The sequence below is a fragment of the Terriglobus sp. genome, from assembly GCF_965201105.1.
Taxonomy (GTDB): domain Bacteria; phylum Acidobacteriota; class Terriglobia; order Terriglobales; family Acidobacteriaceae; genus Terriglobus.
In genome coordinates this window covers 3139384-3165088 of sequence record NZ_OZ241741.1, presented here as the reverse complement: position 1 = coordinate 3165088, position 25705 = coordinate 3139384, and the positions used below count along the sequence as shown (strand labels likewise).

Below are 25705 nucleotides of genomic sequence, written 5' to 3'. Positions count from 1 at the left end.
GAACTCACGTACTGCTATCCCTAGCGCCTTCCAGGTCTGCTGCCCTCACAAGCGCGGCGAGGGTGCGCAGCACACCGGCCGAAGATTGCTGCAGCCGCATTTCGACTTTGGACTGCGCGCGTGCCCAGAGAATATTGGCCTTGCCAAGGCGCGTCCTGCCTGCCGATGTCAGCGCGTAGAAGATCTGGCGTGCATCTTCCGGGCTGGCTCGCGTTTGGATCAAGTGTTCGGCCAGCAAGGGCTTCAGGTTGCGTGACACTGTGGTGGTGTCGAGCGCCAAGGCGCGAGCGATGCCTCGGCCGTTACGCTCGCCGTGGCTGAGCAGGGTGAGCACTTCAAATTGTGAGGCAGACAGCCCGGCGCTGCTCAACTCAGCGTCGTACAAGGACGTGAGCAGGCGCGCGGCGCGGCGCGTATGGGCGCACAAACACTTCATTGCTGCGATCCGGAGGGTGCTGGGGAGGACGGCGGCGTCATCAGGAAGCGGAGCGGCGTGAGTGGTCCGAGCGGGATGAGCTCGAATTCCATTTGTTTGCTCACGCCCAGCGGCAGAGCTTCCAGCAGCTTATGAGCTTCGTCGACTGAGGTCACATTCATCAGGAACACGACGCCGTTCTGGTCCTTGCGCGCAAACCACTGGTCGATCTTGCCGTTCAGATAGAGTTGCACGGTCTGGCGTATCTCATCCGGCATCGCGCTACGCAAGGCGGGGGAAGGTGCGCCGGTCAGGTGCCCGATGGCAAGCACTTTTGTGGTCGGGCCCTGTGTTGTCGACGGGTTGGGAGCGGCCTGTCCCAGCGCGACGAGAGGAAGGGCCAAGGCGAAAAGCGCAAGACGAAACATTTGTATTCTCCTGATCGTTGTAAGTACAACTGTCGTGAGGTTAGCACGCTTGCTGGTAGCCGCTGCCGCCTCAGTGCGGAAACGGTTTAGACAGCGTTGCGTTCCGGAGTGTCTCAGAAGTCTGCGAGTGTCTTGAGCGAAACCGGCGGAAGATACATGCCGAGAAGTTCCCGTGTCCACCATGCGCCGGTGGCCCGCTTGGTCGCGGGGTCGGTGTAGCGATAGCGATAATAAAGCGCGCGGACGTGCGTGGGTGGTTCGTTTGTGAAAGGGTTGTGGCCCATCAGATTGAGTATTGCGGCATCGCTGCGCAGCAGCTTTTGCACAAAGCGAATGAACCAGAGATCGTGGCCGGGCACATGGATGCCACGGGGGGTCACCTGCACGCTGAAGGGTAGGAACCAGATCATCCAATCGAGCCGCAGGTGGTATGGAGCGATCTGTGGCGGTGTTCGCTTCACATTGCCGGGTTTGGCTTTGAAGCCGTACTCGTGCCACTCCGTCGCGGGGGTAATCATTGCGTCGCGCGTACCCTCCAGAACGATCTCGAAGCGCTCCTTGCCGACCGTGCCGAACGCGCCATAGCTGTTCACCAGGTGATAGCGGTTGTAGCTGTAGTTCATCTTCTGGAAGGGGGAAATCAGGTTCAGCACAGGCTGCACGCTCAGCGCGATTGTCGCGGCGGCCAGCGTGTATAGCACGATGTGCCATGCGAGCGGTATCGGAGTCGCAAAGGCAAGATGAAGCGGCAGTGCGTGCGTGAGCAGCTCGTCTGAAAATCCAGCGACACCCAGCAGCGCAGTCAGCCAGTTCAACCATGAGTAGTTGCCGCTGATGATGAGCCAGATCTGCTGCGATGTGCAGAGCGCGGCGGCGATGGCGGCGACCGGTTGCGGGCCAAACAGGCCAAAGGGAACGATTACCTGCATGAAATGGCTGAAGATCACGCCAAAGCGATGGGAAGGCTTAGGCAGGCGGTGAAAGTACCAACTGAGCGGATTGGGCAAGGGCTGCGTTTCGTAGTGGTAATAAAGGGCGGTGAAATCGCGCCAGACTGCGTCGCCCCGCAGCTTGATCAGGCCCGCGCCAAGCTCGGTGCGAAAGAGCATCCAGCGCAGGATCAACACGGGAATGACGCTAGGTTCCATGTGCCTTGGGCCCAGGAAGGCGGTGAAGAAGCCGGCCTCCAGCAGCATGGATTCTCAGCCGAAGCCGAAGAAGCGCTGACCAACGTTCGCGACGGACAGATAAAGAATGTAGAGCAGAAGCCATGCGCCGACTGAAAGCCAGAGCGGGCCGGCTTCGGTCAGCCCCAGTGCGGCGCATGACGCGACAATGATGCCGGTCCATGCGACTGCGTCCAGCAGCCTGTCCGAGTAATGCCAGTGAAACAGGCCGGGTGCATCGCGAAAGGTCACGCGCTTCAGGAACGCTGGAATGGGCAGCAGGCCATGTTCACCCACAAGCGGCTTGCACTGGTTCCGGACCGTGAGAAATGCCACCAGGTATAGCAACGCCATGCCGCGCTGCAGGTCGAGGCGCGCGAGCGTGACATGGCCGACGTAGTGATCGAGGAACGGCATCGCTTTCCAGGTTGGATGCCATAGGGCTAACGGGAGCGTCGCTTGCCCTAAGCCGCGAAGCGGAAGACGTTCTCCAGCACAATCCAGCGCTTGCTGGCATCGTTGCCGGCATTGTCGACAGCCTGGAACTTCGCCATCTCCTGTTCCCATCGCATCACGATGGGATTAGCCTGATCCATCACGGCCTTGTGTTCCAGGGTGAAGTCGTCCGTGGTGTCGAGCACCATGATGAGTTGGAAGCCGTGGAGAAAGATCTCGCTGCGCAGGATGCCGCTGTCGCGCAGCGAATCGAGCACCGCGGGCCAGACCTCGCGATGGCGCGCGACGTACTCGGCGACAAGTGAAGGGTCCGGGCGAAGTTGCAGAGTGAGCACAAATCGCTGCATGGGTGAGAGCCTCCGCTGCCAACATTACGCAAGGCGTGGCAGCGGAGACAAGGTCTGCGGCGCGGTGCTAGACTCCTCGCACTCTTTTGGTTTGGGGTTTGCCGGAATGCAGATGCAAGGTGCGGCGTGCGTGATTTTGGCCGGGTTGATTGTGGGTTCGGCAGTCGCAAGTGCGCAGACCGACCCGCACACGATGAAGGCGATTGCGAAGGTGGATCCGCGCTTCCAGTCCTATAACGTGGAGATGGTTGAGGTAATTGGCGGCCGGTTTTGGAAGCCATACAGCAGCACGCCGGTGAAGGATATGCCTGCACCCACGACGGGAACATTTGGCATCGACCCGGCGTTGTATGAGCAGCGGACGCCGGTCGACCTTAGCAATGCGAAGCTGCGCAAGCTCGCAGCGGCGCTGGGTCCGTCCTATTTGCGGGTGAGCGGATCGTGGGCGAACACCGTTTACTTTCAGAACTCGGATGCGCCGGCGCCGGCACAGCCGCCCACCGGCTTCGGCGGTGTGCTGACGCGGGCGGAGTGGAAGGGTGTTGCGGATTTTGCAAAGGCGACGGATTCCAAGATTGTCACGTCATTCAGCATCACGGCGGGAACGCGCGATGCGAATGGGGTGTGGACGCCGGCGCAGGCCGAGTCGTTCCTGCACTACACCAACAGCATTGGAGCGCCGATCGCCGCGGCGGAGTTCATGAACGAGCCGACCTTCATCAGCATCGCCAATGTGTCAAAGGGTTACGACGGTGCGGCGTACGGCCGTGACTTTGCCGTGTTCAAGCCGGTGTTCCGCAAGGATGCGCCGGGTGCGCTTCTGGTCGGCCCGGGATCGGTGGGCGAAGGTATTCCGCTGGCCGGCGGCGGCATGCAACTGCTGTCTACGGACAAGCTGCTGAACGGTACGGGCGCGGCGGCGGTGGATGTGTTCTCGTATCACATGTATCCGGCTGTATCCGAGCGCTGCGCAGCGCATGCGCCGGCGAGTATGCATATTGGTACCTCGCCGGATGAGGCGCTGACCGATGAGTTTCTAATGAAGACGGATACCGTCGAGCAGTACTATGCGAAGCTGCGCGATCAGTACGCGCCGGGCAAGCCGATGTGGCTGACGGAGACGGGCCAGGCCGCATGCGGTGGCGACCGGTGGGCGGCGACTTATCTTGATACCTTCCGCTATCTGTACCAGCTAGGTACGCTGGCGCGGCGCAACGTGCAGGTGGTGATGCACAACACGCTGGACGCCAGCGATTACGGGCTGATCGACGAGAAGACATTGACGCCGCGGCCGGACTATTGGGCCGCGCTGCTTTAGCACAACCTGATGGGGACGACGGTGTTGGATGCGGGCGAACTAACCCCACGGGACGTGCGGTTCTTCGCGCAATGTACCCGAGGCAAGCCCGGCAGCGTCACTCTGCTGGCGATCAATTTGAACCCGAAGTCCAGCAGTCGCATTCTGCTGCGGACGGATGCGGAGCGTTACACGCTTACGGCACCGGAACTGCAGAGTAAAGCCGTCGACCTGAACGGCGCTGAGCTGAAGCTGACCGGAGCGGGCGACGTGCCGGCGCTGCAGGGTGCAGCTGCCAAGCAGGGTGAAACGGAGCTGCCGCCCGCAAGCACCAGCTTCTTTGTGCTGGATGCGAACAATCCTGCGTGCCGCTGAGCGCGCCCGATGTAACCCGGAGGCGAAAGCACGCTTAGCGGTCCGGATTCAGCGGTCGCTTCGGCTTTGAGCCGCTCCGCGGTGCGGTGCAAAGCCGCCTTCAGGCTGCGGTCGCCTCGGCTTTCAAACGCTCCGCGGTATCGTGCGCGACCAGGGCGTCCAGGATTGGCTGCAGCTTGCCTTCCATCACATACTCGAGCTGGTGCAGAGTCAGACCAATTCGGTGGTCGGTCAGGCGGTTCTGCGGAAAGTTGTAGGTGCGGATTTTTTCGGAGCGATCGCCGGAGCCCACCTGCGATTTGCGGGCGCTGGCCTGGGCCTGGTGCTGCTTCTCCATCTCGACTTCGTACAGGCGGGAACGCAACACGCGCATCGCCTTCTCGCGATTCTTGATCTGTGATTTTTCGTCCTGGCAACTGACGACGGTGTTGGTCGGCAGGTGCGTAATGCGGATTGCCGAGTAGGTTGTGTTGACCGACTGGCCGCCGGGGCCGGAGGAGCAGAAGGTGTCGATGCGCAGATCTTTCTGCTCGATCTTGACGTCGACCTCTTCGGCCTCGGGCAGCACGGCAACGGTGATGGCGCTGGTATGGACACGGCCCTGGGTTTCCGTTGCAGGAACACGCTGCACGCGGTGCACGCCGGACTCGTATTTCAAAGAGGAGTAGACGCGATCGCCTTCGATCAGGGCGGTCACGTCCTTCATACCGCCCACAGAGGACTCGGTCTCGGAGAGCACCTCCACCTTCCAGCGGTGCTGCTCGGCGTAGCGCAGGTACATGCGAAAGACCTCGGAGGCAAAGAGCGAGGCTTCGTCGCCGCCGGTCGCGGCGCGGATTTCAAGCACGACGTTTTTGTCGTCGTTGGGATCCTTGGGCAGCAGCATGATCTTGAGCTGCTCTTCGATCTCGGGAAGACGTCCTTCCAGAGCGGAAAGCTCTTCCTGCGCCATGGCGCGCAGGTCGGGGTCCGGCTCAGCCAGCATGCTCTTCGCATCGGCAATGCCGGTCTGAACCTGCTTGTACTCGCGGTAACGCTCGATCACCGGTTCCATGTCGCGATGCTGCTTGGCGGACTTCTGAAAGCGCTGCTGGTCGCTGATGATGGAAGGGTCAGCCAGATCTTGTTCAAGTTCCTTGTAGCGGTTTTCGAGCTGCTCGAGGCGGTCAAACATGGTGCGGTCTCCTTGCGCATGAGGCGCAGGCGGAATCAAATGTGTGGGTGTGGACAACGCGTCAGCGACGGCGGGTGCAGCGGAAGGGTATGGGCGCAGCTAGGCGAAGTCGAGCCAGAAGAAGCTCGACCGCGTGCGCGAATGTGCTGCAATGGGGCGCATCGTCCTGCTGATTGGATGATAGCGCGGCGTGCTGGATGCGTGCGGCCGGGGCTTTAGGCCGCGTGCCACAGCGTGACCAGCGGTCCACCGGCTCTCAGTACCGGGTCGGAGGCTGGAAACGGTATTGCTGTCATGCGCTTGCGTGTGGCAGCGTCAGGTGCCAAGCGGCAGATGTCCCAGTGCTGCCCGGGTGGGTAGGCTCCAATGACCTGGAAGTCACTGGAGCAGGACAACTCACAGTGGCCGGTGCCGGTAGGAAGCACGAGCACATCGCCAGCATGGACGTCGAAAGTGCGACCCGCTTCTCCACCCAGCATTAATTGAGCCTGGCCGCGCGTGAAGCCAAGGACTTCATGAGCGGTCGAGTGGTAGTGGTGAAAGGTGTACACGCCGTTCCGCCATTGCGGTGGCCACCCGTTCTGTTGAAAAAGCGTTTCGCAGGAGGAAGCGGCATCGCCAGTGGTGGCGAGCACGCCACGGTACAGCAGCACGGGAAGAGCCGGGTTGTTTGGCATCCACCCGTTTTCGCCCAGCCGTACGATCTCTGGTTTGGTTGCCATGTTGGACTTGCTCTGCGTTGTTCCAACTGCTGCGACCGAGGCAAGCGCGGCGGTGCGGGCGAAGGTGCGTCGGCTCAACACATCCCTTGGGATGCGTGATCACAGGGGAGAAAGGTTATTCCGCGCGCTGGGCCAGCCAGGAATTGTAAGTAGCGCTTTTTGGCGTATGAGCTTAACGCCAGCGCGCGACATCGGACTTGAGCTGACAGGATGTAGCACAAGGAGATGGTATGCAAGTGATGCGAAACACAGTTGCGCTAACGGCCCTTGCGGTCGCACTGCCACTAGTAGCACAGCAGCAGACAGTGACGTGTTCTTCCAACGGCGGCTCGCAATCGTGCCCTGCCGACACGCGAAACGGTGTGTTGCTGGTGCGCGAGCAGAGTAACAATCAATGCCGCCAGGGACAGACCTGGACATTCGACCGCCGCGGCATCAATGTGAATGGTGGTTGCAGCGCAGACTTTATGGTGAACCCGCGCGGCGGCGGCAGCTATGGCAACAGCGGCTACGGTAATGGGAACGGCAACGGCGGCTATGGGAACGGCAACGGCAACGGGAATGGCAACAATGCGTACAACAACGGCAACGGCGGGCAATACCGCAACGGCTCCAATTACGGCGGCGGTGGAGCGCGAGTCAGCATTCCGCAGGGAACCCAGGTTGGCTTCCGCATGGACCAGACTGTGCGCCTGAACGAATTGAACCAGAATGATGCCTTGACCGGTACGTTGGCGAACGACCTGGTCGTTGGCGGGCAGACGGTTGCGCCTTCGGGAACGCCGGTGCAGGCAAAGGTGATGTCCGCTTCAGGCGCGCCGTTGGACCTGCGGCTCAACTCGATGACCGTGAACGGCACGACCTACTCGCTGCAGTCGAATTCAGTTCGAGGCATTCGCGACGCGGTGAACACGCCGGACACGGGCGGCCGCAGTGGCTTGGGTGAGGTGCTGGGAACACTTGCGGGCGCGGGAAGTATCCCTTCGGGAACGGTTTTTAATTTTCGGCTGACCAGTGCCGCGCGTCCGCAGTAAAACGATGCAATGAGCATGGCAGCGGCAAGGTAAGCTGCTGCCATGCTCGACGTTCATGCGCCGGAACATACACCGCACTCGCTACGGGACTTCTTTCTTCACATTTTCACGATCACGATCGGTCTGCTGATCGCGCTGGGGCTGGAGGCTGCAGTGGAGTGGCAGCACCACGTGCATTTGCGGCATGAGGCCGATGAAAACATCCTGAGTGAGATACGGGACAACCAGCGCGAAATCGCGGAGGTGCTGGGAAAAATTCCAGGCGAGCGGCAGACGCTCAGCACAGCGCTGGCCTTCTTGAAAGCACACGCTGCAGGCAAGGACCTGGATGTAAAAAGCATCAATCTCGGGATGAATTTTGGTTCCTACTGGGATGCGAGTTGGCAAACGGCAAACGCCACCGGCGCGCTGGGCTACATGGAATACGCGCACGTGAAGCGTTACTCCGGCGTGTACACACTGCAGGGCCAGTTCACGCAGATCCAAACGCAAACGCTCTCAGCCTATCTGCAGATTCAGTCCTACGTCGTTGCTGGCGAAGATCCGCGACAGCTTTCCATGGCAGACACGCAGAAAGCAAACGCCGAGGTGCGGCAGACCCTTACGGACCTGCTTGCCATGGAAGAAGTCGGGCAAGCTCTGCAGAAGCAGTATGAGCTCGTACTGAAAGCGGAGTAGATGTTTGAGGAAGCTCACCAGAGCTTCGCGAAGGTGACCGTCGAGTGAGGAAGGCCGCCATTGGCGGCTCTTCCGTGTTTGTGTTCGTCTGGTTTCTAGGCCTTCCCTGCAAGGGTGCGCAGCACATATTGCAGGATGCCACCGTGCTGGTAGTAGAGGATTTCCTGTGGCGTATCGATGCGGATCGTGGCGGGGATCGCAACGATCTCGCCGTTTTCGCGCTTCGCTTCCACGGTGATCTGCTTGCCGTTCGCAAATTTTGTGTCGAGCATGTTTTTCAGTCCAGGAACGCTGAAGACTTCCTCGCCGGTGAGTTGCAGTGATTCGGCGTTTTCGCCGGGCTGGAACTGCAACGGCAGAATGCCCATGCCGACCAGGTTGGAACGATGGATGCGCTCATAGCTTTCGGCGAGTACAAAGCGAATGCCGAGCAGGCGCGGTCCCTTGGCCGCCCAGTCGCGTGAGGAGCCGGAGCCATACTCCTTGCCCGCGATGATGGCGAGTGGTGTGCCGCGCTCCGCGTACTTCACGCTGGCGTCGTAGATCGACATTGGCTCGCCTTCAGGCAGCAGGCGTGTCACACCGCCCTCAGTGCCGGGCGCCAGCTTGTTGCGCAGCCGCACGTTGGCAAAGGTGCCGCGCACCATCACCTCGTGATTGCCGCGGCGCGAGCCGTAGCTGTTGAAGTCCACGGCTTTCACGCCGTGCTCGGTCAGGTAGCGGCCTGCGGGCCCGTTCAGCTTGATGGATCCGGCGGGCGAGATGTGGTCGGTGGTCACGGAATCGCCCAGCACGGCAAGCACGCGCGCATCGCGGATGTCAGCCACGGGAGCGGGCGTGGCGGGCATGCCGTCAAAGTATGGCGCTTTGCGAATGTAGGTCGAGTCGGGCTCCCAGCCGTAGGTGTCGCCCAGCGGGAACTTCAGGTTTTGCCAGTTCCCGTCGCCGTCGCTGACCGTGGCGTACTGGTTGCGGAACATGGTCGCGTCAATGTTGCCGTGGACGGTGTCATTCACGTCGGCCTGCGCGGGCCAGATGTCACGCAGGAAGACGGGTTGACCGTCTTTGCCGTTCCCCAGGGCTTCATTGTCGAAATCGAAGTCGATGCGGCCGGCGAGCGCATAGGCGACCACGAGCGGCGGGCTCATCAGGTAATTCGCGCGCACGTCGGAGTTGATGCGACCTTCGAAATTGCGATTGCCGCTGAGCACGCTGACGGCGACCAGGCCGTGGTCGTCGATGGACTTCGAGACGTCGGTGGGCAGAGCGCCGGAGTTGCCGATGCAGGTGGTGCAGCCGTAGCCGACGGTGTTGAAGCGCAGCTTGTCCAGGTATTGCGTCAGGCCCGACTTGTTGTAGTAGTCGGTTACAACGCGGCTGCCGGGCGCAAGCGAAGTCTTCACCCATGGGGGCGTTTGCAAGCCCTTTTCAACGGCCTTCTTTGCAAGCAGACCGGCGGCGACCATGACGTATGGATTGCTTGTGTTCGTGCACGAAGTAATGGCGGCGATGACGATGGAACCGTCGTGCAGATACGGATCAGGATCGACACCGGTGCGTGCCTTGACGCTAGGGATGGGCTCGTTGGAGGCGGCGAGCACGCCGTCTTTACCGGGCTCCGGCGCCGCAACGGTGCTTTCGATTGAGCCGTCCGCGGACATGTGGCCGCCTTCGCCGACCCAGCGAACGATCTGCCGGTCGCCCTTTGGGTTTTGCGCGCTGGCACGCAGAGTGGGAAGAGCCTTGGTGAAGGATGCAGCCGCCTCGCTAAGAGCAATGCGATCCTGCGGTCGTTTCGGCCCGGCGATGCTCGGCACCACGGTCGCAAGATCGAGTTCGAGCAGACTGGAGTACTCGGCCTCGGGCGCATCGGCGGTGTGGAACATGCCCTGGGCGCGGTAGTAGTCCTCGGTGAGCTGAACCTGTTCCTCGCTGCGGCCGGTAAGACGCAGGTAATTCAGCGTCTCCGCATCCACAGGAAAAATGCCGCAGGTGGCGCCGTATTCGGGCGCCATGTTGGCGATGGTGGCGCGATCGGCCAGCGGTAGTTCGGCGATGCCGGTGCCGTAGAACTCAACAAACTTGCCGACCACGCCGTGCTTGCGCAGCATCTCGGTCACGGTCAGCACCAGGTCGGTGGCGGTTGCACCTTCGCGCAGCTTGCCGGTCATCTTGAAACCGACAACCTGGGGTACCAGCATGGATACAGGCTGGCCCAGCATTGCGGCCTCGGCCTCAATGCCGCCGACACCCCAGCCCAGCACGCCCAGGCCGTTGACCATGGTGGTGTGCGAGTCGGTGCCGACGAGCGTGTCAGGGTAGGCGATTGTTTCACCGTTCGCTTCCAGTGTGAACACCACGCGTGCCAGGTACTCCAGGTTCACCTGGTGGCAAATGCCCATGCCGGGCGGCACCGCGCTGAAGTTGCGGAAGGCGGTCTGCCCCCATTTGAGGAAGGCGTAGCGCTCGCGGTTGCGTTGGAACTCGAGGAGCGAGTTGATCTCGTACGCGTTGGGAACGCCATACTCGTCGACCTGCACGGAGTGATCGATGACGAGCTCAGCGGGCTGCAGCGGATTGATCTTTTGCGGGTCGCCGCCGAGCACTTTCATGGCATCGCGCATGGCGGCCAGGTCGACAACGGCAGGAACGCCGGTGAAGTCCTGCATCAGCACGCGCGCTGGCATATAGGCGATCTCGCGGCTGGGCTCGGCCAGGGGTTGCCAACGGGCGAGGAACTGGATGTCGTCGGCGGTGACGGTCACGCCGTCTTCGCGGCGCAAGAGGTTCTCAAGCAGAATGCGAAGCGAGAAGGGAAGACGTGAAAGCCTGATGCTTGTGTCAGCGAATGAACCCAGGCGGTAGTAGGTGTACTGCTTGCCGCTGGAGGTGAGGGTCGCGCGCGCGCCGAAGCTGTTTGAGGTAACGTCGGCAGCTGTCATCGCCGCGTTCACTGAGGTGGTGTTCGTGATGCTCATGGAGGTGTCCTTGGGCGCGCGGCTTTTCCACGCAGGTTGGCCGCGCAAAGCAGGCGCGGCGAGGCTTGGAACAGATCAAGACGAGGAGCGAGACGGTTACCTACCGCGGTCGTGCTTGCCGAGCCGGAAACGCTTCAACCGTGTGCGGGAGCGGTTCATATGCCCAAATTGTACCGCCAGGTTGTATGCGCAGGCCGGGAAACGCAGGACCCGCGTGGGCGTGCTGTGTGAGAACGCGACAGGAACAATCACCGGCGGATCACAACCTTTTTCCGGAAAAGTGTCCCTATGAACAGAGGCATGCCGCGGGTCCGTCCGCCGGCGATGCCAGGAGGCAGCGGAATGCAAACAACATGGACAACACAAGCGGCAGCGCTGACGAAAGGGGTTTGCGCGGCGACGATGTGCACGGCATTAGCCGTTGCGGCGGTGGGTTGCAGGAACAACCAGGCAGGGCAGCAAGCGCCGATCGTGGACGGCAACGTTGCAGCCGATCCTTCCATGCAGAACATGGCTGATCCGAATACGGCCGGTCCGCAGTATGTGCAGTCCGGCAGCATGCAACCGGTGTCTCCACAAGCCGGCGTTGCGCCCGCGACTGGCGCCCGCCTGGTGTACCCACAAACCTCGGCACCGGCGACACGGGTCAAGGGTCAGGTCTATCAGAGTCAACAGAGCGCGTCCGGCGAAAACTATCCGGCGCACCCACAGTATGCGCAGAGTCAGTACCCGCAGAACGAGTCCAGCTACTACCAACAGCAGCCGTATGACTCGGGTGCGTCCGCACAGGACGATCAGCTGTACGCGGAGTTGCTGGATCCCAACACGCCAGAGGCGCAGCAGCCACCTCCGCCGCTGCCTGTGTATGAGCAGCCACCCGCGCCGGGCCCGGATTATTTGTGGACACCCGGTTATTGGGACTACGCGAACACTGGGTACTACTATGTGCCCGGCAACTGGGTTGCCGCTCCGTTTGTGGGCGCACTCTGGACGCCCGGCTGGTGGGGTCATCACGGCGGCGGGTACGGATGGCACCGCGGCTACTGGGGGCAGCACGTAGGCTATTACGGCGGCATCAACTATGGCTTCGGCTTCATCGGCTTTGGATACCAGGGCGGCTACTGGAACCGGGACCACTTCTACTACAACACCTATGTGAACCACGTTCGCCCGGAGGTGGTGAACAACTACGTGTACAACCGCCACGTCACGGTGGTGAACAACACGTATATCAACAACACGCGAACCAGCTACTTCGGTGGTCCCGGCGGTTTGCAACGACGCCCGGCTCCGGCGGAGTTCGCGTCTGTGCGTGAGACACATATGCAACCGTTGCCGGGCCAAGCTTTCGTTCGGCAGCAAGCGGCGCAGAACCGGGCGCAGTTCTACGGCGACAATCACGGACGGCCTAATTTACTGTTCGCCAGCAACCCGGTGGTGCAGCACAACGTTGCCGTCCCGCCGCAGTTGCAGCACCTGCAACCGAATCCGCAGGCTTTCCAGCAGCGGATTCAGGCGGAGCAGCAACGCCAGCAGCAAGGCCAGGCGTTTCGTGCGAATGAGCAGCAGCAACGGCTGCAAGCGGATCAGCAACGGCAACAGCAGGGCCAGGCGTTTCGTGCGAACGAGCAACGGCAACGACAGCAGGGAGAGCAGCAACGTCAACAACAGGGCCAGGCGATTCGCGTGAATGAACAGGGACAGCGTTTCCAGCGACAGCAGCAGAATCAGCAGTTCCGTCAGAACGAACAGCAACAGCGCGTTCAAGCCAACCAGCAGCAGGAGGAGGTACTGCGACACCAGGCAGACCAGCAACGCCAACAACAGCAGCAGCAACGGCTGCAGGCTGATGCGCAGCAGCGTCAGCAGCAGATGCAGACCATGCGTCAGCAGCAAAACGTGCAGCAGCGTCAGCAAATCCAGCAGCAGACAGTGCAACAAGACCAGCCACGGCAACAGCAGCAGCTTGCCCGTCAACAGCAGGCGGACGTGCAGCGCCAGCAGCAGGATGTGCAACGGCAACAGATACAACAGCAGCAGCAAGCTCGCCAGCAGCAGATGCAGGCTCAACGTCAGCAGCAGGACGTGCAACGGCAACAGGTGCAACAGCAGCAGCAAGCTCGTCAGCAGCAGATGCAGGCTCAACGTCAGCAGCAGGACGTGCAACGGCAACAGGTGCAACGGCAGCGTGCGGAAGTTGAGCAGCAGCATGCGCAGCAACAACAGCAGCGTCAGCAGGAGCAGGTTCAACGTCAGGCGGCCGCGCGTGCTCCTGAGCCGCCGCACGGGAACGCGGGGGGTGGCGGTGGTGGTGAACACGGCGGACACGGGCAGCGCCATTAAGGCCCTGCCTTACAACGCATCCGCAAGAAGGCCCGCTTTGGCGGGCCTTCTTGTGTCCGGACAGGAGAGGCTTACTGTGCGAGCGCAGCTTCGGGCCAGCCATCTTTCCAAAAGATTGTGGAAAGATGCAACGAAGGCCTACCCGTGGCGCTGTCATAGGCGTGATACACAATCAGGTCAGGATCGCCCTTTCGCTTGCTCAGCACGACAGACTCACCGCCCGGCCCGAGCCAGCGGCTGTTACCTGTGAGCAACTCCGACCCGCCTCCGTTCGCGAGCGAGACGCCGTTGCGGTCCAGGTAAGGCCCGGTGACGCTCTTCGCGCGGCCAACCATGGTGCGGTAGGTGCTTTTCGTGCCGCGGCAGCACAGATCGAACGAGACGAAGAGGTAGTAGTAACCGCCGTGCTGCACCAGAAACGGCGCTTCGACGGCCTGCCAGTTGCCGGGCAGGCCGGGTGGATTCGGGCCGGCGTTCTCGGGCTTTTTGCGCTTTGCGAGCGAGTAAAGAGTCGGGTTGGCCTCAAGGAGCTTTCCGCTCCTTGGGTTCAATTCGCGCATCTTGATGCCGGTCCAGAAGCTGCCGAACACGAGCCATGCGCGACCGTTCCGATCCTCTGAATAGTTCGGATCGATCGCGTTGAAGTCGTCTGACGCCTTGGATTCGAAAATCAGACCCTGGTCCACCCAGCGGTACTCGGGGCTCTTTGGGTCCAGAGTCTTGTTGGTGGCGAGCGCCAGGCCAGAGGTGTTTTTCCCGAACAGCGAGTAGCTGTAATACAGGCGAAATTCGCCGTGTTCGAAATTGATGTCCGGCGCCCACAGATCGCGCGTGCCGGGACTGCGCTCGTGAATCCACTGTGGGATCGCGTCGAATACGTGGCCGCAGTTTTGCCATTGCTGCAAATCGCTGGAACACCGGACGCCGAACTGGCCGCCGTCGGCCGACTTGCCGGTGGTGAAGACGTACCAGGTGTTTCCGTCGCGAATCATCGACGGATCGTGTGCTCCGGCGATGTCGCCCGTGAGCGTGTATGCGTGGGGCTCTTGTGCTTTGGCGGACGAAGCGAGACACATGCCCGCGAGCGCGGAAGCGCCGAGCAGAAAATACGTGATGAGGCGGGGAATCATGCCGGCTCCGATGTGCGCGAGAGGTGCGTCATCGAGCGTACACGCTGCGGCGCGTCGCGCGAGTTACGCGTCGGTGATGGTCTGCCAGAGCAGGACCACGTTCAGAGCGATGATCAACGCGGCGACGCTCCATCCAGAGATGCTGGTGATGCGGCGGTTCACGAACTCGTGCATCACGTCCGAGCGGTTCGTCAGCAGCAGCAATGGCACCAGGGCAAAGGCGATGCCGAACGACAGCACGGCCTGCGACAGCAGCAGGATTTTGACGGGGGAAAGGCCGAGCGCGATGACGACGATCGCGGGAATCACCGTGATCAGACGCCGGAGGAAGATTGGGAATTTGACGTGGAGAAAACCTTCGATGATGACCTGGCCGGCCAGCACGCCGATGGTTGAAGACGAAAGCCCGCTGCACAGCAGTGCCACCGCGAAGGCAAGCGCGGCGAACTGACCGAGTAGCGGTCCCAGCGTGGCGTGCGCGTCTTCCAGGATGGTGTCCGGATTTAAGCCGGGACGATGCAGGAAGGCAGCAGCGGACAGCATGAGCATTGCGGAATTGATGAACCATGCTCCGTTCATCGCTACAAGGATGTCGATTGTTTCAAAGCGAAGGTAGCGGTGGCGGAAGCTGGAAAGTCGTTTGGGGCTGGCACTCACGCCACGTTCCACAAAGGCCTGCATGCGCGGCTGCATCAGCGCGGAGTGCAGGTAGATGACGTGCGGCATGACCGTAGCACCCAGCATGGTCACGGCCAGGTACACGGTGCTGCGCTGTAGATGAGGGACCAGTGTGTCGTGCAGGGTCAAGTGCCAGTCTGGGTGGACAAGGAAGATCTCAACGCCATAGCAGAGACCAATCACGCAGACGAAGCCGATGATCACGCCCTCGAAGTGGCGGAAGCCGCGCTGGTTGAGGGCGAGCAGCACGAAGACAGCGATTGTGGTCAGCAGTGCCGCGACCAGCATCACGGCGGTGCGGCTCATGCCATGGGCCAACAGCAACGGCCCAAACAGCAGGTAGGCGCCGAGAGCGGCGCCCAGAAACTCGGCCAAGTCGGTGGCGATGGCGCTGATCTCAGCCGCGACCCACAGCAGCAGCACGACCGGGCGGGAGAAATGCGTGCGGCAGTTCGCGGGCAGACTTTGCCCGGTGGCAATGCCCAGCTTGGCAGACAGGTACTGCACCAGGATGGCGATCAGATTCGACCAGAGCAGCACCCATAGCAACGTATAGCCGTACTGTGCGCCGCCGACAATGTTCGCGCCAAAATTGCCGGGATCGATGTAGGCAACACTGGCGACAAAGGCAGGGCCAAAGTACGTCCACAGCTCACGCAACCGCGAGCTGCGGGTTTGCGCGGGCGAACTGGACGTTTCGGGCACGTCACCATCGTAAATTAGGTGAGCCTAAATCTCTGCCCTACGAGCAAGAAGGCGCAGAAAACCTTCACTATCGGCCAGGACGCGGGCAGTACGAGTGGTCTGACGTTTACCCCGATCCTGGCGGCGATGCTAGCCTTGGCGCATGCGGGTCCTGGTGATTGGCGGCGGCGGCCGTGAACACGCCTTGTGCTGGGCGTTGCAGAAGTCGGCGCGGGTGTCAGAGCTGTTTTGCGCGCCGGGCAACGCGGGCATTGCGACGATCGCCACGTGCGTGCCGGTGGAGCAGACCAGCGTGCTGGACATGCTGCGCGTTGTGCACCAGGTAGCGCCCGAACTGGTCGTGATCGGACCCGAGGTCCCGCTGGGTGTTGGCATTGTGGACGCACTGAACGGGGAAGGCGTTCGCGTTTTCGGTCCAACCCAGGCAGCGGCTCGGCTTGAGAGCTCAAAGAGCTTCGCGAAAAGCTTCATGCAGCGGCACGGTATCGCTACGGCGCAGTACCAGGTTTGCAGTTCGGTTGAAGAGGTGGCTGCTGCATTGCCGGCGTTTGCAATGCCGGTGGTGGTGAAGGCAGACGGGCTGGCAGCAGGAAAGGGCGTGGTCATTGCCGAAACGGGTGCGGAAGCCGAGCAGGCGGCTGCGGAACTGCTCGCGCTCGGCGGCACCCTGGTGTTGGAAAAATTTTTAGAAGGCGAAGAACTTTCGTTCTTTGCCTTGTGCGACGGCAACACCGCCGTGCCGATTGCGGCGGCACAGGATCACAAACGGCTGCTGGACGGGGATCGCGGTCCGAATACCGGCGGCATGGGTGCCTATTCCACGGATGAGTTGCTGCCCAATTCGCTGCGACAAGCCTTGCTGCGCGAGGTTGCGCAGCGCGCTGTGGATGGCATGCGCGAGGAGGGCACACCGTTTCGCGGCATCTTGTTTTGCGGCATGATGCTGACAGCACGCGGCCCCATGGTGTTGGAGTTCAACACGCGCTGGGGCGATCCGGAAACGGAAGCAATTCTGGTCCGGATGGAAACGGACCTGCTCGATCTGGTGGAGGCCTCCATCAACGGAACTGCGGGAGATTTGGCAGTTCGGATGAGACCAGGCGCGAGCGCATGCGTCATTGCGGCGAGTGCCGGCTATCCCGCGGCACCGCGCAAAGGCGACGTGATCAGTGGACTGGAGCAGCCGCTGCCGGAAGCAACGGTCATCTTCCACGCGGGCACCGCGGCAACGCCGACCGACGTAGTGACTGCGGGCGGCCGGGTATTGGCGGTCACGGCCGCGGCCGCTACGCTGGACGATGCTCTTTTTCGGGCCTACCAGGTGCTGGACCGCGTTCACTTCGAAGGCATGCAGTTCCGGCGAGACATCGGATTTCGCGCGCTGACGAAGAGGTAACGCGCAAGGTGCCCATACCGGGCCGCCAGAGCAACACCGCACCGCGCAATCGTCATCTGTCCAAGGACACCGTTGCACCGCCGCTCCGGTGAACCGCGGGGAGCGTCCGTTGAGCACTGCTGAAGTCACACGTCCCATCACGAAGCGCCGCAAGCCAGGGTCGGCGACCGATCCGCTCTGGTACAAGGACGCGATCATTTACGAGCTTCATGTCAAAGCCTTCAATGATTCGAATGGCGACGGCTACGGTGATTTTCAGGGGATCATTCAAAGGCTCGATTACCTGCAGAGCCTGGGCGTTACGTGCATCTGGATCCTGCCGTTCTTCCCATCGCCGCAGCGCGACGACGGGTATGACATCAGCGACTACATGTCCGTCAACCCAAACTATGGCACCATTGATGATTTTCAGGAGTTTTTAAACGAGTCGCACAAACGCGGCATGCAGGTGATGATCGAGCTGGTCATCAATCACACCAGCGATCAGCACCCGTGGTTCCAGGCAGCGCGCAATGCGCCGGCGGGCTCGCCAGAGCGCGACATGTATGTGTGGTCCGACACGGACAAACTCTACTCAGGCGTTCGGATCATCTTTACGGACACGGAGAAATCCAATTGGACCTGGGACCCCGTTGCTGGGCAGTACTACTGGCATCGCTTTTTCTCGCACCAGCCTGACCTGAATTTCGACAACCCGCGCGTCATGGAAGAAGTGCTGAATGCCATGCGGTTCTGGATGGACATGGGTGTGGATGGGCTACGCCTGGACGCCATTCCGTATCTGATCGAGCGCGATGGGACCAGTTGCGAAAACGTGCCGGAGACGCACGTAATGATTAAGCAGATTCGCGCTGCGATCGATGCCGAATACGAAAACCGCATGGTGCTCGCCGAGGCCAACATGTGGCCTGACGATGTTCGCCCCTATTTCGGCGATGGCGACGAGTGCCAGATGGCGTTCCACTTTCCGCTCATGCCCCGCATCTACATGGCGCTGCGGCAAGAGGACCGTCTGCCCATCACGGAGATCATGGCGCAGACACCGCCGATCCCGGATAACTGCCAGTGGGGCCTGTTTCTGCGTAACCATGACGAGTTGACGCTCGAGATGGTCACGGACGACGAGCGCGACTATATGTGGCTGGCTTACTCGGCCGACCCGCGCATGCGCATCAACGTTGGCATTCGCCGCCGGCTTGCGCCGCTGCTCGACAACAATCGCCGCCGCATCGAGTTGCTGAACTCGCTCCTGCTTTCCTTCCCTGGCACGCCGATCCTTTATTACGGCGATGAAATCGGGATGGGCGACAACATTTACCTGGGCGACCGCAACGGCGTGCGCACGCCCATGCAGTGGAACAGCGACCGCAACGCGGGCTTCAGCCGTGCGGTGCCGGCCAAGTTGTATTCGCCCGTGATCATGGACCCGATCTGGGGGTATGAAGCGATCAACGTGGAGGCGCAGGAGAGCGACACGAGCTCGCTGCTGCACTGGACACGCAACATGATCGCGCTGCGTAAGCTTTTCCAGGTGTTTGGCCGCGGCACGCAGGAATTTTTGAAGCCGGACAACCGCAAGGTGCTGGCCTACCTGCGCGAGTTCGAGGGCGAGCACGTGGTGTGCGTTGCAAACCTCTCGCGGTTCGCGCAGCCGGTTACGCTTGACCTGTCGCGCTTCGCCGGCATGGTTCCCGTAGAGATGCTGGGCTACGTGCCCTTTCCCAAGATCGATGCGACGCCGTACGCGCTCACACTTGCGCCCTATGGCTTCATCTGGCTCGAATTGCAGCCGGCCACCGTGGTAGAAGAAGAAGGCGGAACCCCGGAACAGATCGCCAAAGAGATCACGCTTCCTGCCCACGACATGGAAGGCGTGCTGGCAGGCGCCGGTGCGCAATTGCTGCAGGAAGCTTTTTTGCCGCGGTATATCTGCAGCCAGCGCTGGTTTGGTGCGAAGTCGCGGCACATCCAGAACGTCCGCATCACGGATTCGGTCCGGTTGGATTCAACGGATGCCGCGCTGCTGTTTCTTGACGTGCAATACAGCGATGGTGGGACGCACGATCAATACACGCTGCCGCTTGCCGTGCGCCGGGTCGAAGAAGAAGTGAATTATCCCGACGGTGCGGTCATCGCAAAACTCTACAACCCGGGCTACTCCGGTGTGCTGCTGGATGGATTAGTGGTGCCGGAGGTGCGCGACGTATTCCTGCAAGACATCGCCACGGGCGTCAGGCAGCAGACCGCGCAGGAGGGAATCGTGGAAGGCCTTGCCAGTTCGGCCTTCACGCAACTCCGCGGCGATGGCCGGCTCGACTCGCGCAAGAGTTCTGCCGAGCAGAGCAACAGCAGTATCTTCTTTGGGGACCGCCTCATCCTGAAGCTGTTTCGCCGCCTGCAGCCGGGCGAGAATCCAGACGCGGAGATCGGCCGCTTTCTGACGGAGGTGGCGCACTACGAACACATCGCTCCCTTTGCCGGAGAGGTAGTGTACACGCCCAGAGATGCAAATGGGCAAACCGGTGTGCCCACGACTGTTGGTTTGCTGCAGGGTCTCGTTCAAAACAACGGCGACGGTTGGTACTGGACGCTGGAGCAAATTAAGCAGAGCGGAGCGGATTATCTGGAAGCAGCCCGCCTTCTGGGCCGGCGGACTGCTGAGATGCATCTTGCCTTGGCCACGCCGACCGAGAATGCCGCATTTGCCGCCGAGCCGGCGACATCGGCCGCGCTTGCGACGGATTCAGAGCGCCTGGAATCCCAAATCGCAGCGGCGCTCCAGGCGGTCCGCTCCCGCATGAACACGTTGGCAGAAGACTTGCTCACGCCGGCGGCAATGCTGATTGCACACCGGAATGATCTGCATGCCGTGGCACAGCAGCTGCATTCACTACCGCCGGAACAGGCCGGGCAGCGCACACGGATCCACGGTGATTATCATTTGGGACAGGTGCTACGGACTGCGGATGATTTTGTGCTGTTGGATTTCGAAGGTGAGCCGGCCCGCTCGCTCGAAGAGCGCCGCGCCAAGCAGTCGCCGTTGCGGGATGTGGCAGGTATGCTGCGGTCGTTTTCTTATGCGGGCGTTGCCGGTTTCGGCATCGATGCGTCACAGGCCTCATCGCGCCGAGCCTGGGAGCGCGAAGCTTCAGAGGCGTTCCTGGCAGGGTATCAAGCGGCATTCGCGGCGGGTTCGGAGCACACCGGCAGCGCTGCCGTTTCACCGCTGCTCTTGCGCGCATTTCTGCTTGAAAAGGCGCTGTACGAACTGATGTACGAACTGAACAACCGGCCTGACTGGATCAGCATTCCGCTGCAGGGCATTCTGGAACTGCTGGAACAAGGCGAAAGGTAACGATGGCGTTGGAACAAGTAATCACCGCGGAGCAGGAAGCGCACGACCAGGGGCACGTTGCTGGCAGCAGCACCGGCGCGTCGATGGTCGTGTGCCTGGGGCCTTCGTACCTGGACGCTGCCCCGGATCAAATCGCGCCGCTGCTGCCCTGGCTCCGTACCGCCGTGGGCACCGGAAGCGGGGATGTTCTGATTGGCTACCCGGTCACGCACGGCGAAGCCGCCTCTGAGCAGCATGACGGCTTTATGCTGCAGCCTTTCCTTGAGAGTGTCGCTTCGACCAACGTCGTGGTGCAGACTTCCGCTTCCTGGCTGAATGCGTTTGAGCTGGTTCGCGCGCACAACGCTCGCTGCTGCCTGCTGCTGGGTGGCGAAGCGCAGTCGTTCGACAGCCGTTCGGCTGCGTCGATGATTGACGCGGTGTGCAGCGGCGGTGCCGACCTGGCTGTGCCTCGCTATGACCTGCCCAGCAACCAGGGGCTGCTGAACGCGGCGGTACTCTCGCCGCTTTCCCGGGCAGTCTTCAACGCCGATCTGCGCTTTCCTTTGGCTTTGGACTTCGCTTGCTCCGCACGCATGGCGGATCGCATGGCCGGGGCCTCGCAGCGATTCACGTCGAGCTCGCAGGGCGACGCGATACTTTGGCCGGTGGGCGAGGCCGCGGTTGCCGGCTACACCTTTGCCGAGGTCGCGACCGGGTCGCGTGTCATCCCGCAAACCGATCAGGATTTGGGCGTCATTCTCAACCGCGTAGCCGGATCGATGTTTGCGGATATCGAAGCCAAGGCCACCTATTGGCAGCGAACTCGACCTGCCAGTCCGGTATTGCGTTCCAGCGGCAATCAGGTCACCCCAGCGCCGCAGCAGGAAAAACCGGCCCGCGAAGAGGTAGAGGCACTAATCGAGAGCTTCCGCATTGGCTATAACAATCTGCACGAGATCTGGTCACTGGTGCTGCCGCCCAATACGCTGGTGGCTCTGAAGCGATTGTCTGTGGCGCCGTTGGAAAACTTCGAGGTGTCAGACAGCACATGGGTCCGCATCGTCTACGATTTCGTGCTGGCGCACCGGCTTCGCACCATCGCCCGGAATCACTTGATGGGTGCCTTCGCTCCGCTTTACCTGGCCTGGGTCGCGTCGCACCTGGCGCAAGGCCGCAACGATGCACACGTCGATCTGCTCGCGCGTGCCTTTGAGGCAGACAAACCTTACCTGGTCTCACGCTGGCGCTGGCCAGACCGCTTCAATCCATAGCGATCGTGATCTACATGCACAATCAGGCCCACAGCGCACCCGCTAATAGATCCGCCACCGGCGAGGAGACAAAACAATGCTTTCCCAGATGAATGACGCACTGATCGGGTCCACGCAGAGTGTGCTCGTGAAGCTGGCAAATTTTCTGCCGGCCGCGCTTGCTCTGCTTATTGCAATCGCCCTGTTCGCCCTGATCGGTGCGGGCCTGAGCTGGGTCGTGCGCAAGCTGCTTGCACGCATCAAGTTCGACCAGCGCGCCGATAACGGCACCGTGGGTGTGTCGGACTGGGCGCCCTCACACTCGCCGACACTGCTTGTCGGCCGCATCGTTTTCTGGGCGTGCACGCTGCTGGGTTTAGTGGTGGGGATCTCGGCATTCGACTCGGCGTCTTCGACCTATAACCTGACACCCTTCTTCCTGCCTTACCTGGCGCATGGCGTGGGTGCGTTCCTGATCGCGGTCGCCGGAATTATCGTGGCGCGGTACCTTTCGCGCTCCATCTTGATCAACGCATCGAACGCGCGGCTCCAATACGCGCGTCTGCTTTCACTCGGGGCCAAATACCTTGTTCTGGTCTTCACTGGCGCCATGGTCCTTGACCATCTGGGAATTGGTGGGGTCATTGTCGAACTGGGCTTCGGCATCCTGTTCGGCGGCATGGTGCTCACGCTCGCCTTGGCTGTTGGCCTGGGGTCGCGCGAGGTCGTGGCGCGTTCCATCGAACGCACGGCGGACCGCTCGACACCGATCGACACAGCGGCGCGCACATCGGCTGACCCCGGGCGCACCATTCGCCACTTCTAACCCGGGCCGTTGTGGTCGTACCTGTCACTTCTGAGTTGGAATGGGAGCTTGCCCTGCGCGACGTGTCCGTGTGGCAGCCACCGCTGGTGCCAACGGCCGTGGTTGCGCCGCATCCGGACGATGAAACGCTTGCCGCTGGCGGCCTGATCGCGGCACTTCGCGAGCAAGGCATTCCGGTGAACGTAATCGCGGTGACCGACGGCGAGAACGCGTATGAGGGCCAGATTGGATTGGGGCCTGTCCGCGATAGAGAGCAAACACAGGCACTGCGGCGGCTTGGCGTTGCGGCACCGCAAATCCCCCGGCTGCGTTTGCCCGACAGTGGCGTTTCCGCATTGGAGTCGCAGCTCACAACGGCCCTGGAACCGCTGCTGCAGAACGCCCACCACATCATCGCACCGTGGCCGCACGACTTTCATCCCGATCACGAAGTGACCGGCCGGGCGGCACTCGCCATTGCACAACGGCACTCGATCCCACTCACCTTTTATCTCTTCTGGACCTGGCACCGTGGCACTCCCGAGATGTTGAAGCGGTTGGATCTTCGCAAGCTGCCCTTGACGCCCGGCCAGCAACAAGCCAAGCGTGAAGCCTTGGCATGCCATGTGTCGCAACTGCAACACTCGAGTGGCGAACCGATCCTGCCAGAGGATCTGCTCGGACCAGCGTGGCGTCCGTACGAAATCTACCTGCCCGCATGAGCGCCGATCACGATCTCGACCCGTCTAGCGCCGAGTTCTTTGCTGAGAAATACCGGCGCGCGGCCGACCCCTGGAACTTCGCCACGAGCGAGTATGAGCAGTGTCGTTATGACGCAATTCTGGCAGCGCTACGGGGCAGGCATTATGGCAACGCGTTTGAGCCAGGCTGCTCTGTCGGTGCGCTCACGGAAAAGCTGGCCGCAGTGTGTGATCACGTGGAAGCGATCGATTTTGCCGTGCCCGCTGTGGCCACGGCACGGCAGCGTTGCCCCCGGCCGCAGGTAACATTTCGCGTAATGGGTCTTCCGGAGCGTCTGCCCTTACACGGATTCGATCTGCTGGTACTCAGCGAGATCGGGTATTACTTCACGCCAGAACATTGGACCGCGATGGTCGCGTCCATGGCGGAGACCGCTCTGCCGGGTACAACGTTTCTCGCCGCGCACTGGCTTGGCGTTTCGCCCGATCACAGGATGAGCGGTGACGAGGTCCATGCAATCCTGCGAGCGAACCCGAAACTGCAGTTGCAGCATGAGGAGCGTCACGCCGGGTTTCGTCTGGACCGGTTGGAGCGCGTTCCGTGACGCAACACGCAAACTCTGCTGAAAACAAGGTGCGTCTGCGACACATCGCCGTGCTCATCCCTGCGCGGAACGAGGAGCAACTGCTGCCCAGTTGCCTGGCTTCGGTGCAGGCCGCCCGGCTACTGCTACCGCATGGGTGTACCAGCGACGTGGTCGTGATCTCAGATCGCTCAACGGATCGCACACGTGAGATTGCAGAGGAGATTCTGGGCGCATCCGGTGCCGTGGTGTGTACCGGTGTGGGCGTCGTCGGAACGGCCCGCGCGCTGGCGGCCAAGGTTGCCCTGCGACGTTTTCGGGGTTCCCCTGAGCAGTGTTGGTTTGCGAATACGGATGCCGATTGTGAGGTGCCATCACCCTGGCTAGTGGACCAGCTTCGCATCGCCTCGCGCGGCGTGCACGCCATCGCGGGAACAGTAGACGTGCATGATTTTTCTGAGCATCTGGCCCACGTTCACCGGAAGTTTCGCGAGACGTACCGGATTGCAGCCGATGGTACGCACCCTCATGTGCATGGAGCGAACCTGGGTGTTCGCGCGGATGCCTATCTGCGCGCAGGCGGATGGGCCGGTCTTGCGACCGCGGAGGACCATGATTTATGGGCTCGGCTGCACGCGAGCGGGCACGAGCGTGTGAGCGACGCTGCGCTGCAGGTCGTCACTAGCGGACGCCGTGTCGGTCGCGCGCCTCTCGGCTTTGCGGATGCACTCGCCGCACACAACGAGCGCGCTGCTTGAACACGGCGGATGCATTTCAGCAGCGCGTTCGCGCGGTGTGCTCGCGTTCCATGCCGCTGCCCGGAGCAGGAAGTACGCCACTTCGGCATGCCATGTTGTGTGAGATCGGCGAGGAAGATCTAAGCCTGGCAAAGATTGCAGAAGCGCATTTCGATGCGGTGGCGATACTGGCTGAGGCGGGTGAGCAGCCAGCCCCAAGCGCAGTCTATGCGGTTTGGGCAAGCGAACTGCCGGGGAAAGAACTGCGGCTGCATCGCAACGGCGAAATGAGCACAGTCCGCGGCACCAAGCCGTTCTGCAGCGGAGGTTCGTTGGTGGATCGCGCTCTCGTTACGGTTGGACATCCGGAGCCGCTGCTCGTTGAGATCGACTTGCGGCGGGCGGCGCAGCAGGTCACGTCCGATCTTGCGCTTTGGCATGCCGATGCGTTTCGTCTGACGCAGACAGGAGCGATCTTGTTCTCGGATACGCCAGTCGAGCGCGTCGTGGGCAGTGCCGGCTTTTATTTGAACAGGCCCGGGTTTTGGAACGGTGCCTGCGGCCCTGCGGCGTGCTGGGCGGGTGGGACCGCGGGTTTGCTGCACTTTGCACAGCAAAGTAAGCGACACGACCCGCACACCATTGCGCACCGCGCCGCAATTGAAAGCAGCGACTGGGCAATGCGTGCGCTGCTTGCCGAAACAGGCCGCGACATCGATACCACGCCAAACAACATAGCCGCGGCGCACGTTCGTGCGTTACGCCTGCGTCACCTGGTTGAACAGCTTGCGACGGACACACTGGTGCGCTTCGCCCGCGCTTACGGTCCGCACCCGCTTGCTATGGACGCAGCCATGAGCCGGCGCTATGCCGAACTCGGCATCTTTCTGCGGCAGTGCCATGCCGAACGCGATTTGGAGGCGCTCGGCCATGCATTGCTGACGCAGGAAGCTCCAAAATCCAGTTAGA

General features: G+C 61.6%; 23 protein-coding genes. 13 read left to right on the top strand and 10 right to left on the bottom strand.

Going from position 1 to position 25705, the window contains the following annotated elements; all coding sequences use genetic code 11:
- Positions 1 to 4 precede the first annotated feature (4 nt).
- From ACOFKT_RS14000 to ACOFKT_RS13980, 5 genes are all read right to left on the bottom strand, one after another.
- On the bottom strand, positions 5 to 436 hold the full coding sequence (locus ACOFKT_RS14000) for a MarR family winged helix-turn-helix transcriptional regulator (protein ID WP_419804597.1): 432 nt from the start codon (positions 434 to 436) through the stop codon (positions 5 to 7).
- Positions 433 to 843: a hypothetical protein gene (locus tag ACOFKT_RS13995; RefSeq protein ID WP_419804596.1), complete on the bottom strand. Its 411-nt coding sequence runs from the start codon at positions 841 to 843 to the stop codon at positions 433 to 435. Before ACOFKT_RS13995 ends, ACOFKT_RS14000 begins: the two co-directional genes overlap by 4 nt.
- Before the next feature lie 113 nt (positions 844 to 956).
- On the bottom strand, positions 957 to 2039 hold the full coding sequence (locus tag ACOFKT_RS13990; RefSeq protein WP_419804595.1) for a lipase maturation factor family protein: 1083 nt from the start codon (positions 2037 to 2039) through the stop codon (positions 957 to 959).
- A gap of 6 nt (positions 2040 to 2045) precedes the next feature.
- A complete protein-coding gene (locus ACOFKT_RS13985) occupies positions 2046 to 2426 on the bottom strand; it encodes a hypothetical protein (protein ID WP_419804594.1) in 381 nt (126 codons plus the stop codon).
- Between the two features lie 47 nt (positions 2427 to 2473).
- Positions 2474 to 2812: an L-rhamnose mutarotase gene (locus ACOFKT_RS13980; protein WP_419804593.1), complete on the bottom strand. Its 339-nt coding sequence runs from the start codon at positions 2810 to 2812 to the stop codon at positions 2474 to 2476.
- 130 nt (positions 2813 to 2942) lie between these two features.
- Between ACOFKT_RS13980 and ACOFKT_RS13975 the strand changes: the two genes are divergently transcribed.
- Positions 2943 to 4130: a hypothetical protein gene (locus ACOFKT_RS13975; RefSeq protein ID WP_419804592.1), complete on the top strand. Its 1188-nt coding sequence runs from the start codon at positions 2943 to 2945 to the stop codon at positions 4128 to 4130.
- A 9-nt stretch (positions 4131 to 4139) separates the two neighbouring features.
- The gene (locus ACOFKT_RS13970; protein WP_419804591.1) at positions 4140 to 4484 is read left to right on the top strand and encodes a hypothetical protein; all 345 of its coding nucleotides are present in this window, start codon (positions 4140 to 4142) and stop codon (positions 4482 to 4484) included.
- A 100-nt stretch (positions 4485 to 4584) separates the two neighbouring features.
- Here ACOFKT_RS13970 and prfA read toward each other — a convergent pair whose 3' ends face one another.
- Positions 4585 to 5658: a peptide chain release factor 1 gene (gene prfA, locus ACOFKT_RS13965; protein WP_419804590.1), complete on the bottom strand. Its 1074-nt coding sequence runs from the start codon at positions 5656 to 5658 to the stop codon at positions 4585 to 4587.
- Between the two features lie 215 nt (positions 5659 to 5873).
- A complete protein-coding gene (locus tag ACOFKT_RS13960) occupies positions 5874 to 6458 on the bottom strand; it encodes a cupin (RefSeq protein WP_419804589.1) in 585 nt (194 codons plus the stop codon).
- 227 nt (positions 6459 to 6685) lie between these two features.
- On the opposite strand from ACOFKT_RS13960, the gene ACOFKT_RS13955 reads away from it, so the two are divergent.
- Both ACOFKT_RS13955 and ACOFKT_RS13950 read left to right on the top strand, forming a co-directional pair.
- Entirely contained in the window at positions 6686 to 7414 is a 729-nt protein-coding gene (locus tag ACOFKT_RS13955) for a DUF3011 domain-containing protein (protein ID WP_419804588.1), read from the top strand.
- A gap of 42 nt (positions 7415 to 7456) precedes the next feature.
- Positions 7457 to 8092, top strand: a complete 636-nt coding sequence (locus ACOFKT_RS13950) for a hypothetical protein (RefSeq protein WP_419804587.1) — start codon at positions 7457 to 7459, stop codon at positions 8090 to 8092.
- A 95-nt stretch (positions 8093 to 8187) separates the two neighbouring features.
- Here the strand turns inward: ACOFKT_RS13950 and ACOFKT_RS13945 are convergent, their stop codons facing one another.
- Positions 8188 to 11070, bottom strand: a complete 2883-nt coding sequence (locus ACOFKT_RS13945) for an aconitate hydratase (RefSeq protein ID WP_419804586.1) — start codon at positions 11068 to 11070, stop codon at positions 8188 to 8190.
- A 402-nt stretch (positions 11071 to 11472) separates the two neighbouring features.
- Between ACOFKT_RS13945 and ACOFKT_RS13940 the strand changes: the two genes are divergently transcribed.
- The gene (locus tag ACOFKT_RS13940) at positions 11473 to 13413 is read left to right on the top strand and encodes a hypothetical protein (protein WP_419804585.1); all 1941 of its coding nucleotides are present in this window, start codon (positions 11473 to 11475) and stop codon (positions 13411 to 13413) included.
- 71 nt (positions 13414 to 13484) lie between these two features.
- Here ACOFKT_RS13940 and ACOFKT_RS13935 read toward each other — a convergent pair whose 3' ends face one another.
- Together ACOFKT_RS13935 and ACOFKT_RS13930 are read right to left on the bottom strand one after the other, a co-directional pair.
- Positions 13485 to 14543: an arabinan endo-1,5-alpha-L-arabinosidase gene (locus ACOFKT_RS13935; RefSeq protein ID WP_419804584.1), complete on the bottom strand. Its 1059-nt coding sequence runs from the start codon at positions 14541 to 14543 to the stop codon at positions 13485 to 13487.
- 63 nt (positions 14544 to 14606) lie between these two features.
- Positions 14607 to 15926: an Nramp family divalent metal transporter gene (locus ACOFKT_RS13930; protein ID WP_419804583.1), complete on the bottom strand. Its 1320-nt coding sequence runs from the start codon at positions 15924 to 15926 to the stop codon at positions 14607 to 14609.
- Positions 15927 to 16068: 142 nt separating this feature from the next.
- On the opposite strand from ACOFKT_RS13930, the gene purD reads away from it, so the two are divergent.
- From purD to ACOFKT_RS13890, 8 genes are all read left to right on the top strand, one after another.
- A complete protein-coding gene (gene purD / locus ACOFKT_RS13925) occupies positions 16069 to 17322 on the top strand; it encodes a phosphoribosylamine--glycine ligase (RefSeq protein ID WP_419804582.1) in 1254 nt (417 codons plus the stop codon).
- 109 nt (positions 17323 to 17431) lie between these two features.
- Entirely contained in the window at positions 17432 to 20677 is a 3246-nt protein-coding gene (gene treS / locus ACOFKT_RS13920; protein ID WP_419804581.1) for a maltose alpha-D-glucosyltransferase, read from the top strand.
- Between the two features lie 2 nt (positions 20678 to 20679).
- Positions 20680 to 21930, top strand: a complete 1251-nt coding sequence (locus ACOFKT_RS13915; protein WP_419804580.1) for a hypothetical protein — start codon at positions 20680 to 20682, stop codon at positions 21928 to 21930.
- 76 nt (positions 21931 to 22006) lie between these two features.
- The gene (locus tag ACOFKT_RS13910) at positions 22007 to 22735 is read left to right on the top strand and encodes a hypothetical protein (protein ID WP_419804579.1); all 729 of its coding nucleotides are present in this window, start codon (positions 22007 to 22009) and stop codon (positions 22733 to 22735) included.
- Between the two features lie 35 nt (positions 22736 to 22770).
- Positions 22771 to 23436 carry a PIG-L deacetylase family protein gene (locus ACOFKT_RS13905; RefSeq protein ID WP_419804578.1) on the top strand — a complete coding sequence of 222 codons (666 nt, stop codon included), beginning with the start codon at positions 22771 to 22773 and terminating at the stop codon, positions 23434 to 23436.
- On the top strand, positions 23433 to 24020 hold the full coding sequence (locus ACOFKT_RS13900) for an SAM-dependent methyltransferase (RefSeq protein ID WP_419804577.1): 588 nt from the start codon (positions 23433 to 23435) through the stop codon (positions 24018 to 24020). Before ACOFKT_RS13905 ends, ACOFKT_RS13900 begins: the two co-directional genes overlap by 4 nt.
- Entirely contained in the window at positions 24017 to 24757 is a 741-nt protein-coding gene (locus ACOFKT_RS13895) for a glycosyltransferase (protein WP_419804576.1), read from the top strand. Before ACOFKT_RS13900 ends, ACOFKT_RS13895 begins: the two co-directional genes overlap by 4 nt.
- Positions 24754 to 25704 (top strand): hypothetical protein, encoded by a 951-nt coding sequence (locus ACOFKT_RS13890; RefSeq protein ID WP_419804575.1) that lies wholly within the window; start codon positions 24754 to 24756, stop codon positions 25702 to 25704. Before ACOFKT_RS13895 ends, ACOFKT_RS13890 begins: the two co-directional genes overlap by 4 nt.
- Position 25705: the final 1 nt, after the last annotated feature.

Excerpts from the sequence above, each read along its gene's own strand:
- ACOFKT_RS14000 (WP_419804597.1), bottom strand. The coding sequence starts at position 436 with ATGAAGTGTTTGTGCGCCCATACGCGCCGCGCCGCGCGCCTGCTCACG.
- ACOFKT_RS13995 (WP_419804596.1), bottom strand. The coding sequence starts at position 843 with ATGTTTCGTCTTGCGCTTTTCGCCTTGGCCCTTCCTCTCGTCGCGCTG.
- ACOFKT_RS13990 (WP_419804595.1), bottom strand. The coding sequence starts at position 2,039 with ATGCTGCTGGAGGCCGGCTTCTTCACCGCCTTCCTGGGCCCAAGGCAC.
- ACOFKT_RS13985 (WP_419804594.1), bottom strand. The coding sequence starts at position 2,426 with ATGCCGTTCCTCGATCACTACGTCGGCCATGTCACGCTCGCGCGCCTC.
- ACOFKT_RS13980 (WP_419804593.1), bottom strand. The coding sequence starts at position 2,812 with ATGCAGCGATTTGTGCTCACTCTGCAACTTCGCCCGGACCCTTCACTT.
- ACOFKT_RS13970 (WP_419804591.1), top strand. The coding sequence starts at position 4,140 with ATGGGGACGACGGTGTTGGATGCGGGCGAACTAACCCCACGGGACGTG.
- prfA (WP_419804590.1), bottom strand. The coding sequence starts at position 5,658 with ATGTTTGACCGCCTCGAGCAGCTCGAAAACCGCTACAAGGAACTTGAA.
- ACOFKT_RS13950 (WP_419804587.1), top strand. The coding sequence starts at position 7,457 with ATGCTCGACGTTCATGCGCCGGAACATACACCGCACTCGCTACGGGAC.
- ACOFKT_RS13945 (WP_419804586.1), bottom strand. The coding sequence starts at position 11,070 with ATGAGCATCACGAACACCACCTCAGTGAACGCGGCGATGACAGCTGCC.
- ACOFKT_RS13940 (WP_419804585.1), top strand. The coding sequence starts at position 11,473 with ATGTGCACGGCATTAGCCGTTGCGGCGGTGGGTTGCAGGAACAACCAG.
- ACOFKT_RS13935 (WP_419804584.1), bottom strand. The coding sequence starts at position 14,543 with ATGATTCCCCGCCTCATCACGTATTTTCTGCTCGGCGCTTCCGCGCTC.
- purD (WP_419804582.1), top strand. The coding sequence starts at position 16,069 with ATGCGGGTCCTGGTGATTGGCGGCGGCGGCCGTGAACACGCCTTGTGC.
- ACOFKT_RS13915 (WP_419804580.1), top strand. The coding sequence starts at position 20,680 with ATGGCGTTGGAACAAGTAATCACCGCGGAGCAGGAAGCGCACGACCAG.
- ACOFKT_RS13910 (WP_419804579.1), top strand. The coding sequence starts at position 22,007 with ATGCTTTCCCAGATGAATGACGCACTGATCGGGTCCACGCAGAGTGTG.
- ACOFKT_RS13900 (WP_419804577.1), top strand. The coding sequence starts at position 23,433 with ATGAGCGCCGATCACGATCTCGACCCGTCTAGCGCCGAGTTCTTTGCT.